At 38.0% G+C, this 15943-nt stretch carries 12 protein-coding genes and 1 pseudogene; all 13 read right to left on the bottom strand.

The window, feature by feature from the left end; translation table 11 throughout:
- Nucleotides 1-515: 515 nt before the first annotated feature.
- Nucleotides 516-673 (bottom strand): annotated as a pseudogene (locus ACQKN2_RS08275) (IS5/IS1182 family transposase); the annotation flags it as partial.
- 332 nt (nucleotides 674-1005) lie between these two features.
- A complete protein-coding gene (locus ACQKN2_RS08270) occupies nucleotides 1006-2181 on the bottom strand; it encodes an iron-containing alcohol dehydrogenase (RefSeq protein WP_427414542.1) in 1176 nt (391 codons plus the stop codon).
- Nucleotides 2182-2241: 60 nt separating this feature from the next.
- Nucleotides 2242-3663 (bottom strand): aldehyde dehydrogenase family protein, encoded by a 1422-nt coding sequence (locus tag ACQKN2_RS08265; RefSeq protein ID WP_427414541.1) that lies wholly within the window; start codon nucleotides 3661-3663, stop codon nucleotides 2242-2244.
- Between the two features lie 104 nt (nucleotides 3664-3767).
- Nucleotides 3768-4757 carry a LacI family DNA-binding transcriptional regulator gene (locus ACQKN2_RS08260; RefSeq protein WP_427414540.1) on the bottom strand — a complete coding sequence of 330 codons (990 nt, stop codon included), beginning with the start codon at nucleotides 4755-4757 and terminating at the stop codon, nucleotides 3768-3770.
- 219 nt (nucleotides 4758-4976) lie between these two features.
- A complete protein-coding gene (locus tag ACQKN2_RS08255; RefSeq protein ID WP_427414539.1) occupies nucleotides 4977-6827 on the bottom strand; it encodes a dynamin family protein in 1851 nt (616 codons plus the stop codon).
- A gap of 234 nt (nucleotides 6828-7061) precedes the next feature.
- Nucleotides 7062-7943 carry a ribokinase gene (gene rbsK / locus ACQKN2_RS08250; protein ID WP_427414538.1) on the bottom strand — a complete coding sequence of 294 codons (882 nt, stop codon included), beginning with the start codon at nucleotides 7941-7943 and terminating at the stop codon, nucleotides 7062-7064.
- 144 nt (nucleotides 7944-8087) lie between these two features.
- On the bottom strand, nucleotides 8088-8258 hold the full coding sequence (locus ACQKN2_RS08245; RefSeq protein WP_427414537.1) for a hypothetical protein: 171 nt from the start codon (nucleotides 8256-8258) through the stop codon (nucleotides 8088-8090).
- Nucleotides 8255-9466, bottom strand: coding sequence for an MFS transporter (locus tag ACQKN2_RS08240; RefSeq protein ID WP_427414536.1), 1212 nt, complete (start codon nucleotides 9464-9466; stop codon nucleotides 8255-8257). The genes ACQKN2_RS08245 and ACQKN2_RS08240 overlap by 4 nt, the downstream gene beginning before the upstream one ends.
- A gap of 394 nt (nucleotides 9467-9860) precedes the next feature.
- On the bottom strand, nucleotides 9861-10451 hold the full coding sequence (leuD, locus tag ACQKN2_RS08235) for a 3-isopropylmalate dehydratase small subunit (RefSeq protein WP_427414535.1): 591 nt from the start codon (nucleotides 10449-10451) through the stop codon (nucleotides 9861-9863).
- A gap of 30 nt (nucleotides 10452-10481) precedes the next feature.
- Entirely contained in the window at nucleotides 10482-11891 is a 1410-nt protein-coding gene (leuC, locus tag ACQKN2_RS08230; protein ID WP_427414534.1) for a 3-isopropylmalate dehydratase large subunit, read from the bottom strand.
- A 16-nt stretch (nucleotides 11892-11907) separates the two neighbouring features.
- A complete protein-coding gene (gene leuB, locus ACQKN2_RS08225; protein WP_427414533.1) occupies nucleotides 11908-13008 on the bottom strand; it encodes a 3-isopropylmalate dehydrogenase in 1101 nt (366 codons plus the stop codon).
- A gap of 354 nt (nucleotides 13009-13362) precedes the next feature.
- Nucleotides 13363-14901, bottom strand: a complete 1539-nt coding sequence (locus tag ACQKN2_RS08220) for a 2-isopropylmalate synthase (RefSeq protein ID WP_427414532.1) — start codon at nucleotides 14899-14901, stop codon at nucleotides 13363-13365.
- Nucleotides 14888-15922, bottom strand: a complete 1035-nt coding sequence (gene ilvC, locus ACQKN2_RS08215) for a ketol-acid reductoisomerase (protein ID WP_427414531.1) — start codon at nucleotides 15920-15922, stop codon at nucleotides 14888-14890. Before ilvC ends, ACQKN2_RS08220 begins: the two co-directional genes overlap by 14 nt.
- Nucleotides 15923-15943: the final 21 nt, after the last annotated feature.

The raw sequence follows: 15943 nt of genomic DNA, 5'->3' as shown, positions 1-15943 counted from the left end.
GTGGTTGATTTCCGTTCCAACTGAGCACTTTGTTGCTGACGCTTCGCTTTCGCACAGATAAAACATTTGTTGCTGACGCTTCGCTTTCGCACAGAGCAAAGCTTCCTGGGGGCGTCCGGCCTTCACTCCAATCAACTTATTTACATAGTAGACATTTTATCAAAAGTCATCCATTCTTTTGGTGATGAATCACAAATTTCATTTTTTTATAATTGTATATTCTGTATCAAAACTACTACATAAAAAAGAGAAACGCCGGCAATCAACGAGGGCACTGAAAAACTTACGTTTTCATAAAAGCGAACCTTTTTCAGATGAAAATAAGGCACTTCTTGTTCAATTTTGAACAGGAAGTGCCTTATTTCTGTCTCTATTCCTTATTCATTTTCCTTTAGTAGCTTTAATATCCGTTTCAAATTGACAGCGAATATCGTTGTAGCACCTTGAATTTTCATGCCAAATAAACCCGCAGTCGATGCCGTATCGTACCCATGTCCGTTTTTTAATTCACTATAACGTCCATTGTCTAAACAATATTTTGTTTTTAACTCTTTAAAATGAATGAAAAATCAACAAGTTCATTGATTTGGCGAAGCATATTATCTTTTGGCACAACAATATAGTAGATCGCCATGTATGGACTTAAATTAAGGGTTTCTTGATTTGAAATCATTGGGGGCACCACCTGCACATTAATTCTTTTATTATAAAGGAAGGCGTGACTAAAATAATAGTATGATACATTGCGTTGTTTGGAGAAGCATCGCTCAACTCCTGCGGGAAAGCGAGACAGACGAGACCCCGCACGAAGCGAAGCGTAGGAGGAGGCTCGGCGCTCGCCCGCGGAAAGCGAGCGGAATGCTTCGGAAAACAACAGTAGAGTCACAGTGCCAAATGAAAAAAGCGAGGTATTCAACGATTAAATCGTTGAATACCTCGCAATGTGAGAAGATATGGACTTTTTCAGTGCCCTTACAATCAACGTCTCTCTTTTCTTCTTTATAGTTATTGAGGTTCTCGAATCTCTCCATCAAATGCAGCACGATAAATTGTATAAATGTCTTCTCGCTTAAGCGGCATCGGACTACGTGCTAAGATTCTTGTTTGCTTTGTCGCATCATCAGTTAGTTGTTCCAGTGCTAATTCTGGTATATTAAATCCTTTTAATGTTGACGGAATATTAACATCCTGCACAAGTTGCTTCAATGTATCTACACATTTATAAGAAGCCTCTTCTTGCGATAAATACGCTGATGATATACCCATTACATCTAAAATATCTTTCATTCGTTTTTCGCAACTTTGACGAATATAGCCCATTACATAAGGTAATAATACAGCGTTGGAATCACCATGAGCAATATGAAATTGGCCACCAAGAGGATAGGCTAATGCATGTACTCCTGCTACACCGGCATTGAAAAAAGCTAAGCCTGCCAAATAACTGCCATAACTCATATCCGAACGTGCCTGCTTATTTTGACCGTCATGCACAGCAGTTCGGATAGACCCACTAATTAATTTTATAGCTTGTAGTGCTAGTGCATCAGTTACTTCGTTTGCATTTACTGAAACATAGGCCTCAATTGCATGTGTTAAAGCATCTACACCTGTAGCAGCAGTCACTTTTGGTGGTAAGGAAATTGTTAACGCCGGATCTACAATGGCGACATCTGCTAATAAGTAATCATGTGTCACAACATCCTTCGTCGTTTCAAGTGACAGTACTGAAATATTTGTCACTTCTGAGCCTGTTCCAGATGTAGTTGGAATTAAAATCTTAGGCAATCCTTTATTTTCAAGGGTTTTTGTTCCCGTTAAATTTAAGAAATCTGCCACTTTCCCATCATGTGTTGCTAAAACTGCGGCAAGTTTCGCTAAGTCTAATGCGCTTCCTCCCCCTAAACCAATCACTAAATCAAAATGATGTTTTCTTGTAAAATCAACTAGTTTTTCACCAATTGCAAGCGGTGGCTCTGGGACAATATCGGTGTAAATAGTTGTAGAGTACCCATTTTCTAGTAAAGGCTTTTCAAGATGATCTGTTAAACCTAACTCTTTTAAAAATGGGTCCGTGATTAATAAAATATTACTTGCTTTGAATTTTACTACTTCCGGTAGTAGCTGATTTAAACAACCCCAGCCTGTATAACTCACAGGAGTAAAGGTTAATTTATGCATAATTGTTATACTCCCATCTATTCATAATAGCCTTCTGTCGATTTTCTAAATGACTCATGATTAACTGTTATTCCAAATCACTAGCTTCATTTCTGTCATTTCCTCAACGGCATATTTGATTCCTTCACGACCAGTTCCGCTTTCTTTAACGCCACCATATGGCATTTGATCCACACGGTATGTTGGAACGTCATTTATGATGACACCTCCGACTTGTAGTTTCTTTGAAGCTTTAAAGGCCGTCTCAATTGAGGGTGTAAATATCCCTGCCTGTAAGCCATAATTTGAATCATTAACCGCGTCAATGGCTTCTTCTACTGATGAAACAGTATTGACAATAACTACAGGTGCAAATATTTCCTCACAAGATACTCGGCTATTAGAGGATACGTTCAGTAACACTGTTGGAAGTAAAATATTGTTTTCAATACGACCACCTGTCAGTACCTCCGCACCTTCTGCTACCGCTTCTTCTATCCATGTGACAGCACGTTGTTGCTCAGTTTCTGAAATCATCATCGCTAAATCTGTTGTTGCATCAAGTGGGTCCCCTATTGTTAACCGTTCTACTTTTGCTTTTAGCTGCTCTAAAAATTCATCCATTATTTTTTCTTTTACATATATACGCTGTAGGGATATACAAACTTGACCTTGATTTGAAAAAGCCCCCATAACAATTCGGTCCATGATTTTATCGAGCTGAACCCCTTCATCAACAATAACACCAGCATTCGAACCAAGTTCTAATGTGACTTTCTTTAATCCAGCGCGATTACGAAGAGAAATACCTACAGCCGGGCTCCCAGTAAATGTAATCATTTTCACTTTTGGATGTGCTAAAAATGCATCCCCTACTAGTTTTCCTTGCCCAGTTACTAAGTTAAATGCACCTGCTGGTAAATTTGTTTGTGCCAATAGGTTTGCTAGAAAATGAGCAGATAAAGCTGTTTGTGTTGCAGGTTTCAAAACTATCGTATTTCCAGCTGCTAATGCCGGTCCAACTTTATGGGCCACTAAATTTTGCGGAAAATTAAAAGGTGTAATGGCCGCAATAACCCCTAACGGTTCGCGAATTGTATAACCAAATCTACCCTCTCCACTTTTAGAAGCATCCATCGGAATCATTTCACCAGATAGTCGCTTCGCTTCTTCTGCTGCAAATTTGTAAGTTTCAATCGTTCGATCAATTTCAGCATAGGCATATTTTAACGGCTTTGCTGATTCTAGCGAAATAATGCTAGCTGCCTCATCTCGATTTTCTGTAAATAGATCGGATAACTGTTCTAAAATCTCTGCTCTTTGAAATGCTGTTAAAGCTGCCATTTCAGATTCTGCTGCATGAGCACTTTCAATTGCATGCTGTACATCATCTTCAGTTGCCATAGCAAATTGTGCTACGACCTCATTTGAGTAGGGGGCATGAACCTCCATATATTCATCTGTCATTTGCCATTGTCCACTAATAAATAAGCCTCTTTTCAAGACCTAACTCACTCCTCTCATTAAATGGTTACGTATTCATTTTGAAAAATAAAAAATGAATACGTAACCATTACGGTGTAAAAAACAAACTGATGTTCATCAGTTCATTTTTCACACGTTGTATTTCTTGGAAAAAGTCTAACAGATTCTGTTTGTTGGATGCAAGCACTTTTTTTCTCCATTACCTCAAATAATTTTTCAATAGCAATAAATCCGAGGCTTTTTTCGGATTCTAAGCCTACTGTTGTTAAGGCAATCGAATGGTGTTTACTAAGCTCCACATTATCAATGCCAATAACATTAAAATCTTTAGGAACTTGAAAGCCCCGTTCTAAACAAAGATTTAATATTTCAATGGCAATTGCATCTGTTGCTGCACAAATAGCGGTAGGCCTCGTGGGAAGCTTTAGTATTTCTTCAAATACCCGTTTAATATCAGTTTTATTAGTATTTGTAAAAAATGATGACACTGTTTTGATATCTATAGCGCTGTCCTTTAATGCATTTTTAAAGCCTTTGTACCTTCCATAAAAAGTACTTATTTCATGTGGGCCGCCAATCCAGCATATATCTTGATGACCTAAAGATAAAATATGATTCGTCGCTATATAGCCAGCTTCCACATTATCAACCTCTACAAAATGCCTATTTTCCTGATGCTTGCGGTTATACATGATAAATGGGATGCCTCGTTTTTCAAGCTTAAAAAATAAGTCATCTTCATATAACATAGACGATAAAATAATCGCGTCAGCCTTCGTTTCCAAAACAGAATTATAAATGGACTCTAAATTATCTTCAGCCCCAAAATAGACATTTACTTTATAGCCCCTAGCGTTAACATAATTAACGATTGCAGTTGTTGTATCAACAAAAAAAGGATTGTGTAACGGACCTGAAATCAATGTAATAATTCCTGTTTTTTTCTGAACAAGCGATCTTGCTATATCATTTGGAACATAGTTTAATTCTTCAATCGCCTTCATCACTTTTTCAATTGTTTTCGGCTTTACGAGTTCAGGAGTATTTAACACTCTTGAAACCGTTGTTTGAGAAACACCCGCATACTTTGCTACATCTTTTGAAGATACCAAAAAACCACCCATTTCATCTTTGTAAGCCTATTTTATATCATTACAGAAATAATGTTAATAGATAATGGTGCTGTAAGTATTAATTTGAATCTGTATAACCCCCTAACTACGAAAATCGCCTTATTTAGTTTCAATTAACCCCAATTGACGAAAAACTACAAAATGCATAAAAAAATGCTCTAAAAGTTTAAATTACTTTTAGAACATTTATTTTAATGTTTAATCTTCATATTGAACATCAAGCTTTTTCGGAATTTCTGGTATATCGTTTGATTTTACATCTACTTCTGCTAAAGCTAATGTATGTAATGGATATTTCTTCTGAACATCGAAAGGAATCGCTGCATTCTCCATTTTATTGTTCATCTGACTACGTGCAAGTAGGCCATTATTCGACAGGTCAATGCTCATAATACTGTTAATCGTTTCTTTTAGCATTTCAATATCCTTTGCTTTTAGTGGCATTTGTTCGTCCATTAAAAACGGTTGAATATTATCTTTAATATAGCCCTGTGCCTCCATCAAACAAGAAAATTCATTCAATTTATTTGCGTATAATTGTAATTGGGACTTTTCTTTTGAACGTTGTTGATTTAGCTCTTGTACTTTTTCCTCAATACGTGCCAAACGTTTTTTCGTTAACTCCATAAGATAACTTTGTATTGAATGAACGGACTGAAGCATTAATGCCTCCGCTTCGTGCACTTTTTCATATTGCGCAATACAAACCAATTGCTGCTCATTTAACTTGTTAACACGTTCCTTGAAAAACCCATTTTGTGTATGCTGACCAAAGATAGCCTTCATAAGACCTTTTCCGTGAATTTTTTTATGCTGTGCGTCCAATCGATCATATTCACGTAAATATTCACTATGCATATTTCGATATTCTCGTAACATTTGTTGATAAGATACAGCCTTTTCTGTAAAGCTTTCCACAATTTCATCCTGCAAATAATCAGTTTGTGAAATAATTTGTAAAAGTTGGTATAATGTTTGAACATTTTTAAATACATTGGCAACCTGTTCATATTCTTGCTCATATTCGGTCACAATCGCTAAATCACGTTGATAGCGTGAAAATTCGTATTGTGTATCGCCTGTATACTTTTCAATGGTCTTAACAGCAGATTGGAATGGATCTCTTTGTGGAATAACAGTTAATTCGAAGCGGAATCGTTCAAGCCATTGCAAGAAGCGAATTAAAATGCCATACGTTTTCTTATCACTATTTTCTGCAACTCGATGAATTTCTGAAATTAATTGCTCGTACTGACTTTTTTGCCAAAGCTCATCACTATTAATCTGTTTAGCTTCAATTGCTTCTCTTGCAGAGATAGCAACAAAATCACTTATTAAATGACCAAATCGTTCTCTCTCAGCATTGATAAATGCCATCGTATTTTCATTTGAATCTATGGCATTGATGACACAAAGAGGCTCAACACCTTTGTTTTTTAACGTTTCCATCAATAATATTTCTGGATAAACAGCCATCGAACCTGAACGTAATACCCAAAAGATTTCGTCCACACGGTTCATCAATGCTTCTGGGAAGTAGGCCATTTCTCCTCCCCCAGATTCCAATGAAACCGAATCAATAATGGTCACTGATTTTAATAAATCATTTTTTAAATATACTTCTAGGTAATCTAAATGTTCTCGTAGTATTTGAGATGCAAAAGTATCGCCAGTCGTCAATAATTCTAACTTGCTCATATCGAATATGGCCACAACACCATCTAAAAAGTACGCCTTTATTTCTTCATGTTCACCGTATCTCAAAAATGTATTTACCCCTGTTGGATGCTGTTCACTAACAGGCAAAACTTGGCGTCCTAGTAATCCATTCACTAGTGTTGTTTTTCCGACACGCTCTTTCCCCACAATAAGAATCATTGTTTCGTTATTAGCATCTTGAATGATACGATTTAAGTGTTTAGCTGTATCTTTTACATATGTATTTTGTAAAATAATGCCATGCAATTGTCGCAAATGGTCAACAAGCTGTGGCAAAATATTATTCGCTGAGGCTGTATATTCGATCGGCACATTATCAATATTTGTCATCCTCAATACCTCTTTTCGTATGTATATAAAGTTATTATAAATGAAAATATTCCTTTATTAATACATAGTACTAAGAAATAACGACAAAAAAGGACAATATACTTAAATTCAATCGACACAAATAGGTAATAACTCTTATTCTACAAAATCTTCTATCTCAAATTTATTCCTCATTCAGATTAAAAGAAATACTAATTATTAGTTAAATTTGTAAGTGAGTTAGTCTTCTCCTCTTTATTCTTCAACTCCAGCCATACGTGCATAAACAGCTCCAAGTGTTGGCATACCACCTTGTGCACCGAATTTCTCCACTGATAATGAAGCAGCAATATTTGCAAAATACATAGCCTGATCCAATGATTGCCCTTCTACTAAAGCATAAGCGAGTGCACCGTTAAACGTATCGCCTGCACCTGTAGTATCTACCGCTTTCGTCAAATAGCCCGGAACATGAATAGGATATTCACCATCAAAATAACGTGCGCCATTACTACCTAGCGTCATAATTATTTTATTAGGATATCTTTCTAATACTTGCTCAATAGCATCTCCAAAAATCTCAGTACACTCCGTTTCATTTGGTGTGATATAGGTAATATCCTCCATCCATTGCACATCAAAATTAGCTGCTGGTGCTGGGTTTAATAAAACGGGTACATTCGCTTCTTTACAAAGTTTGATTGCATAAGCGGTCGTTTCCATTGGAATTTCTAGCTGCATAATGACCATCTGACTTTTTAGAATGATTTCTTTTGCTGCCTCTATATGTGCTGGCTTTAATTCATAATTTGCCCCAGGCACTACTATGATACGGTTATCATTATTGTAGAGCAAAATATTAGCAATCCCAGTAGGTACCGATACACTTGTAATAGCTTCTGTTTGAACATGCTCTTGCTGTAATACAGTTCGCAATGTTTCACCAAAACTATCGGGGCCCACACACCCTATCATTGTGACATCACTTCCAAGACGTGCCGCGGCAATTGCCTGATTAGCCCCTTTTCCTCCTGGAATCGTTTGAAAATCATTACCGAGGATCGTTTCCCCCTGCTTTGGAAAAACCCCCATTTGTACAACTAAATCCATATTTATGCTACCTATAACTGTAATCATCTTTATACCCTGCCTTCCATCTTATTTTTTCATTTTAACTGAGAAATCCGTAGAAAGACAGGGCATTTACATTAGAAAATTGTGGAGTACCACTCTTCTTATTAGATGTTTTACAATGCCGCTTTTCTTCATCCAAGCTTCAATTTAAAGTTTTCCTAATAAACCTTTCCTTGACTCCAATTCAATTTTTCTATCACAGTCTTCACAAGAGAATTTCCCTTCCATATTTTGTTTATACAGTCTATATTTATTTGTCCCTTCTACAACTTCAAATGTTTTCTTGCAAAAAATACAACGAAGCGAATAGCTAATCATAATATTTCCTCCTTTAACCCGATGTAGTTTTTTGGGGAATATAGTACAAAATATAATGAAATTGAAAATAAAATACTAATAATACCGAAAGTAATTGCAGTCATTTGAAGCGTAAATAGTTCTGCAAATAATCCTAATAGTAAGGTTAAGGAGATTTGTAAAATATTTTGAAAAATACTAGAAATACTACCGAATCTCCCCATCATTTCTGGCGGTACACTTTGCTGATAAAATGTTTCATAACCAGTATTACTAAATGCCATAAAAAAGCCTAGAAAAACTAAACTTACAAATGCCAAAACACTTGATGTTGAGGCATAAAAGGCGGTGTAAAACAACATTGTCAAGAACAAACCAAAAGCTATATATGAGCGAGTGGACCATTTTTTGGCGAAACTCGCAGCAACCATTCCACCAAAAATTGCTCCAGCTCCTGCACTACTCACAAAGGCTCCATATAAGCTATCGGATAAAGCTAAATCTTGTTTTATAAATGTTGCTTCTTGAGAATCCAGCGCAAATGCAATCATTAACGCACTTTGAAACAGTAAATAAATCGTGATAAATAATGAATTTTGTCGAATGAAAGCTAGTACAGCTAGATAATCACTTTTTATTAGTTGCCAAGTTATACGTTGTCGTGAAGTTTCCTTCAGATCATCTACATCTGATAAAAAGTAAATGATCAAAGCACAAACAAAAAATGTAAAGCTATTGAACCAAATCGTAACTGTTGTATTAAAAAGTGTGATGAGGAGCCCTGCTAGTGCTGGCCCTAATAAAAACGACCCTGAATTGAACGTGCCAAGTATTGCGTTAAAACGTTGTCTATCTTCTGAGGGAACAAACTTTGTAATATAATATGTACTACTAGGTCCAAAGAAACTACTCGCTATATTCGCTAAAAATAATAGCGTATAAATGAGCCAAATAGATTCCATAAACGGCATACAAAAAACGATAAACCCTCGAATAATATCCGTTGTCATCATCAACTTGCGTTTATTCATACGATCAATAAAAGAGCCAGCTACCAAACTTGTTAAAACTCTTGCAATTGGTCCGACAATAAAAATTCCAGCCATCGCTGCCGGCGATTGTGTTAAATGCCATATAAATAAATTTAGCGCTACAAGGTAAATCCAGTCTCCTAATTTAGAAAAACCTAAGCCCACAATTAACATGCTGTATTTTCGAAGGATTTTCATGTTATCCCCCCCTTATTTTTCACTTTTGAGTTTTTCCAGTAAATATTTCAATAAGCTAGCCCATTATCAAAACATGTAGTTGTTTTAGTTCTGGACTGGGCACTTTAGTGATGAAACAATAAACTGGATAGAATTCCATTTATTCACCATAACTCTATTTATATATTATCAAAATATTGCATCAATTCTTTAAAGTTTTTTGACAAATAAATGACGAATTAAAATAACGTATTTTTATTATGTAAAGTGATAAGGACTAGTCATTTACCAATCAAAGAGCTTTTTTCACTACCTATGCATTTCTCACTTCTACCCGAACAATTCCTTCTTTATGCAATAAAAAAACTGAAGACAACAAGTCTGTCTTCAGTCAAAAGGAAATCCCTCTCATCTATTAAAATGCAATACGATTTGCTTCATAAGTAGCGATTTGCTCTTCGTATTTAAAGGTAAGGGCAATTTCATCCAAACCATTTAGCAATGTTTCTTTATAGTAAGGGTCGATGCTAAACTTATAAACTGCACCATCTTCACCCGTTACTGTTTGTGCTTCAAGACTAACTTCCAACGAGTATGGTTTTGCTAAGCCTTTAGCTAAAATTTCATCACATTCTGCTTCCGTTAGTTGGATTGGTAAAATCCCATTTTTGAAGCAGTTATTGTGGAAAATATCTGCGAATGATGGTGCAATCACTACATTGAAGCCGTAATCTAAGATTGCCCACGGTGCATGTTCACGAGAAGAACCACAGCCGAAGTTATCTTGTGCTACTAAAATTTTGGAGTCTTTGAACTCAGGTTTGTTTAACACAAAATCCTTTATTGCATTACCCTCTGCATCGAAGCGCCAATGGTAAAATAAATACTGCCCAAAACCTGTACGCTCAATACGCTTTAAAAACTCTTTCGAAATAATTTGGTCTGTATCGACATTTTTACGATCAAGTGGTGTTATCACACTTTTTACGATATTAATTGGTTCCATTTGCAATCATCCCTTCCGTGTAAATGGAAATTACACAGTTTCCTTTACGAATTCACGAACATCCACAAAATGACCAGCAATTGCTGCCGCTGCTGCCATTGGCGGTGAAACTAAGTGTGTACGAGAACCCGCTCCCTGACGTCCTTCAAAGTTACGGTTTGATGTTGATGCACAGCGTTCACCAGCTGGTACTACATCATCATTCATTGCCAGACACATCGAGCAACCAGTCTCACGCCATTCAAAGCCAGCATCTGTAAAGATTTTATCTAATCCTTCTGCTTCTGCTTGTTGTTTCGTCGAATAAGAGCCTGGTACAACGATCGCTGTTACATTTCCATGCACCTTACGCCCTTTGATGACATCTGCTGCTGCACGTAAATCACTGATGCGTGAATTTGTGCAAGAACCGATAAATACGTGTTGAATATCGATTGAGGTTAGTGGTTGACCTTCCTCTAAGCCCATGTAGGAAAGTGCTTTACGAAGAGCCGCTTTATCTGACTCATCCTCATAATCTGCTTGTGTTGGAACTTGACTTGACACACCTGAACCCATGGACGGATTCGTTCCCCAAGTGATAATTGGCTCAATGTCTTCCGCTTGAATGATTCGAACTGTATCATATGTCGCATCTTCATCGGATGCTAAACTTAACCAATAATCTGCCGCTTCCTCAAACTTTTCTCCTTGTGGTGCATGTTTACGTCCACGGATATAATCAACAGTTGTTTGGTCAGGAGAAATTAACCCTGCCTTTGCACCTGCCTCAATTGACATATTACAAATTGTCATTCGTTCTTCCATAGAAAGTTTGTGGATAGCCTCTCCAGTGAATTCCACAATATGTCCTGTGCCGACACCGATACCGAATTTAGCAATAATCGCTAGAATAATATCTTTTGCAGCTACACCGACTGATAGCTCACCTTCTACACGAATTTCCATTGTTTTTGGCTTGTTTTGCCATAGGGTTTGTGTTGACAATACATGTTCTACCTCAGATGTACCAATACCGAAGGCAATCGCTCCGAAGGCACCATGTGTAGACGTATGGGAATCACCACAGACAATCGTTTTACCAGGCTGAGTTAAACCTAGCTCAGGGCCAATTACGTGGACAATTCCTTGGTCAGGGTGCCCCATCCCTGCAAGCTCGACACCAAATTCTTCAGCGTTTTTAGCTAATGTCTCAATTTGGTTACGTGCAATTGGATCCTGAATCGTCGGTAGATTTTTTGTAGGCACGTTATGATCCATTGTCGCAAAACTTAAATCTGGACGACGCACTTGACGTCCGTTCAAACGTAGACCTTCAAAAGCTTGCGGAGAAGTTACTTCATGAATTAAATGGAGATCAATATATAACAGGTCCGGTTTGCCCTCTTCCTGATAAACGATATGTTTATCCCAAATCTTTTCAATTATATTTTTGCCCATTATCTTCACTCATTTCTTAAATGTATGTTGTCATAATGCTTTCTGAAACAAAGCTTGTATCTATTTCGTTAATTACTTTATCTGTCCATTCATTTGTCGACAGTATACGAGCGCCGTCACGTGCAAGATCTGCAGTGAAATAACCATCATCAAATACTGCACTTACAGCACGCTCGATTTCTGCCGCTTCTTCTTTTAAGCCAAATGAATATTGTAGCAACATAGCAACTGAAAGAATTGTTGCTGCCGGATTAGCTACACCTTGACCTGCAATTTCTGGTGCTGAGCCATGTACTGGTTCATATAGTCCAAAATTATCTCCGCGAATGGACGCAGAAGGTAGTACGCCTAAAGAGCCTGTAATAACAGATGCTTCATCACTTAAAATATCTCCAAACATATTTTCAGTAACTACCACATCATATTGACTAGGATTTGTAATTAATTTCATAGCAACTGAGTCAACTAAATTATGCTCTACATGCACATCTGGATAATCCTTTTTCTTCGCTTCTACTACTTCGCGCCATAAACGACTTGTTTCAAGTACGTTTGCTTTATCAACAGAGCATAATTTGCCTCCACGTAAACGTGCTAATTCAAAGGCATTTTCAACGATACGCTCAACTTCTGCAGTTGAGTAAACCGTTGTATCAATCGCGCCATTCTCAGTACGCATACGTGGTTCCCCGAAGTATACGCCGCCTGTTAATTCACGTACAATCACTAGATCGACATTTTCGGCTACTTCACGCTTTAATGGTGAAGCATCTAGTAAACTCGGGAACGCCTTTACTGGACGAAGATTTGCGAATAAGTCAAAATGTTTGCGAATACGTAATAATCCTTTTTCTGGACGCAATTCAGGTGGGTTATTATCCCATTTCGGACCACCAACCGCTCCAAGTAAAACTGCGTCACTATTTTCGCACATCTCAATTGTTTCATCTGGTAGTGGATTATTGTGTTGGTCGATGGCAGCGCCTCCGATTGTTGCATACCCTAAATGGAATGTATGGTTGAATCGCTTACCAATCACCTGTAATACACGTACAGCAGAAGCAACAACCTCTGGCCCAATTCCGTCACCAGGAAGTACTGTAATTTTTTTCTCCATCGTCAAAACACCTTTCTTTGTATAGCGTTGACTACGCTATTTTAGTAAGACTCTCACCTATTTTTAATAGGTGAGGTCATCAATATTACGACTACATGTAATTGGCATAATTGCATCCGGAATCGGCTTTGTGCTTGCACAAAGAACTCCTTTCCGATTCCGTGACATCCGCCGGAGGCTTTAACTTCTTTCAGCGGGTGTTTTGGACACCCGCTGAAAAGTAGCTTAAATCCGTATTCATCTCATTATCTATAGAGGTGGGAGATTTCTGTACCTGTCGCTTCACTTTCGCTACAAAAGACATTTGCTGAAAGAAGTTAAAACCTGCGACATTTACAGAAGATTGAAGATCGATTAACTTACAGGCTGTGCACGAAGGCTTGCTTGTATCAAATGACGGTTAATGGCATTTAAATAAGCTTTTGCCGATGCTTCTAAAACATCATGTGATGAGTTTCGTCCAGTTGTCGATACATCATCGTATCGGATATTAATCACGGCTTCACCTAGTGCATCTCGTCCCTTACCGACAGACTTAACACGGTAATCAATCACATGAATATCCCCTTGTACAAGTTGCTCAAGCGTATTGAAAATAGCTTCCACTGAACCTGAACCTGTTGCAACAACTGTCTTCTCTAGACCTTCTGGTGTTAAAACAATCGCCGTTGCTGTTGGAATATTTTCTGTGCCATATTGCACCTGTACCATCTTTAGTTCAAAGAGTGGAACATCTTCTATTTGAATTTGCTGTTCTGTAAGAAGCGTTAGTAAATCTTCTTCCGTAATTTCTTTTTTACGGTCAGCCAATTTTTTAAATTCAGTAAATGCTTTATTTAGTTTTTCATCCGAAAGATGGAAGCCCATTGTTTCTGCTCGGTCACGGAATGCTGCGCGACCTGAGTGTTTACCAAGAACGAGCGGTACCTCCCCTTCACCAATAAGAGCAGGTGAAATAATCTCATACGTTTCAGGATTTTTTAACACACCATCTTGGTGGATACCTGATTCGTGTGCAAATGCGTTTTTACCAACAATAGCTTTATTCGGCTGAATAACCACATTTGTGAGCTTACTGACTAATTGAGATGTACGCTTAATTTCTTGTAAATGAATACCTGTTTCTACAGGGTACATATCTTTACGGATATGAAGGGCAACTGCGATTTCTTCAAGCGCAACATTTCCAGCGCGCTCCCCGATACCGTTAATCGTACCCTCTACTTGTGAGGCACCATTTTCAATGGCAGCAATCGTGTTAGCGGTTGCCATCCCTAAATCATCATGGCAATGGGCAGAGAATTTTACCTTGTCAGCACCTTTAACGTTTTCAAGTAGGAATTTAAATAATGCACCATATTCTTGAGGTGATGCATATCCTACTGTGTCAGGTACATTAATGGTTGTCGCACCTGCCGCAACAACTTCATTCATAATACGTACTAAAAAGGCACGATCTGAACGGAATGCATCTTCTGCAGACCATTGTACAAGCGGAAAGAATTTTTTCGCATACTTTACAGCTTCCACCGCTTGTTCTACCACTTGATCAGGTGATTTTTTTAGCTTGTATTCCATATGAATTGGAGAAGTTGCTAGGAAAATATGAATGTGTGGCTGTTCGGCCACTTTAATCGCATCCCATGTTGTGTCGATATCTTTTTGTACACAGCGGGCTAATCCTGTTACGATAGAGTTTTTTACCGTTCCTGCAATACGATGTACCGCATCAAAGTCACCGGGTGACGAAGCAGGAAAACCTGCTTCAATAATTGTCACTCCTAGGCGCTCCAGTTGCTTGGCGATTTCAATCTTCTCTGCGGTGTTTAGATTAATCCCAGCAGATTGTTCGCCGTCGCGAAGTGTTGTATCGAAAATATCAATTTTTCGCACTTGTCGCCACTTCTCTCACCACTTTTTCTTTACCTTCGTTGATGAATGGCATCATTGCACGTAATTTAGCACCAACTTCTTCGATTTGGTGATTTGCACCAGCTTCTTTGAATTTTGTATAGTCTGGACGACCGTTTTCGTTTTCTTGAATCCAGCGACGAGCGAATGTACCATCTTGGATATCCGTTAATACATCTTTCATACGAGCTTTTACAGAATCGTCGATAATACGTGGTCCTGCTACATAGTCACCCCACTCAGCTGTATCTGATACTGAGTAACGCATTGTTGCCATACCACCTTCAAACATTAGGTCAACAATTAATTTTAGTTCGTGAAGAGTTTCAAAGTACGCTAATTCTGGTTGATAGCCAGCTTCTACTAATGTTTCAAACCCTGCTCTTACTAATTGTGTAGCACCACCGCACAGTACTGCTTGCTCACCGAATAAATCAGTTTCAGTTTCTTCTTTGAATGATGTTTCAAGTAAACCGCCACGAGCTGCACCGATTCCTTTACCGTAAGCTAGAGCTAAATCTTTTGCTTGACCAGTTGCATCTTGATGAATTGCGAATAAGCCTGGTACACCAGCACCTTCTTGGAACTGACGACGAACTAAGTGTCCTGGACCTTTCGGTGCAACTAAAAATACGTCCACATCTGCTGGTGGTGTAATTTGACCGAAGTGAATGTTGAAGCCGTGTGCAAACATAAGTGCTTTACCTGCTTCAAGATGTGGAGCAATTTCAGCCTCATATACAGCTTTTTGACGCTCATCTGGAAGTAAAATTTGGATAACATCTGCTTCTTGCGCTGCTTCAGCAACAGTCTTTACATCTAATCCATCCGCTTTTGCTGCATCGAAAGATCCGCCTGGACGAACTCCTACTACTACATCGAACCCTGACTCTTTAAGGTTTAGTGCATGTGCATGACCTTGTGAACCATAACCGATGATTGCGATTTTTCTCCCTTTTAATACGTCCTCGTTGATGTTTTGATCATAATACATAGTAGCCATTGTTTGTTTCCTCCTAATTTT

Origin of the sequence: Lysinibacillus sp. NPDC093688 (genome assembly GCF_050280145.1) — a bacterium.
Taxonomy (GTDB): domain Bacteria; phylum Bacillota; class Bacilli; order Bacillales_A; family Planococcaceae; genus Lysinibacillus; species Lysinibacillus xylanilyticus_B.
Note: the sequence above shows the minus strand (reverse complement) of the source record. Positions and strands in the feature narration are given on the sequence as shown.